This window comes from Oleiphilus sp. HI0125 (assembly GCF_001635355.1).
The window spans coordinates 1-937 of sequence record NZ_LWGF01000007.1 but is presented as its reverse complement, the minus strand read 5'-3'; the positions used below and the strand labels follow the sequence as shown (position 1 = coordinate 937).

At 47.0% G+C, this 937-nt stretch carries 1 protein-coding gene and 1 pseudogene; both read right to left on the bottom strand.

Translation table 11 applies throughout. The features are described 5' to 3' along the window. Window positions 1-505: diaminopimelate epimerase (gene dapF / locus A3762_RS00495; RefSeq protein ID WP_068753593.1), on the bottom strand; the 505-nt coding region annotated here is incomplete at its 3' end. 5 nt (window positions 506-510) lie between these two features. Beyond that, window positions 511-937: pseudogene (locus tag A3762_RS00490) on the bottom strand (diaminopimelate decarboxylase); the annotation flags it as partial.

The following is a 937-nucleotide window of genomic DNA, read 5'->3' as shown; positions in this document are numbered from 1 at the left end:
CATCATCAACAAGCATCACGCCATGCGGATTACCCATTGATACGGCCGATAACTCATAATAGGCTTCTTCGACAGCCAGCGAATAAGTGCTGGCTTGCTGATCTGCTTCAAACGGAATTTGCGCGGGCTCCAATACTGGCTCACCCATATCGACACGAACACGACCATCTTCTTGAATGGTTAGCTCAATATCGGCATTACAGGTTTCAACCTTGATCACCGACTTATCGGTCAAGCCTTGCTCACGAACAAATACAGCAAAACAGCGCGCACCATTGCCACACTGTTCTACTTCTGAACCGTCTGCATTGAAGATGCGATATTTAAAATCCATGTCAGGCTTGCTTGGTGGCTCAACCAGTAACATTTGGTCGAAGCCAATGCCCATGCGCCGATCGGCGAGCTTTTTGATCTGCTCTGTTCGAAAATGCGCATGCTGGCTAATCATGTCGACAACAACAAAGTCGTTGCCTAAGCCGTGCATTTTAGTGAATTCAACAATCATGCGACTTACTCTTCAAACACATGCTCAAGGCGAATTTGCTCTTCAAAGGTCTCGCGCTCTCGACCAACAAACACTCGCTCGTTATCAACGATTAGCTCTGCCGCGCGATTCCGTGAATTATAATTCGAGCTCATTGCAAAGCCGTATGCTCCTGATGAACACACTGCAAGCAAATCACCTTCTGCGATATTTAAGGCACGATCTTTACCAAGAAAATCACCCGTCTCACAGATAGGACCAACGACATCATAGGTCTTCGCTTCACTCTTTGTACGAGGACTCACTGGCACGATGTCTTGCCAAGCACTGTAGAGCGACGGACGCATTAGATCGTTCATAGCAGCATCAACAACCGCGAAGTTTTTCTCTTCGTTGTGCTTCAAATATTCAACACGCGTTAGCAAGATTCCTGAGTTAGCAGCAATAGAACGC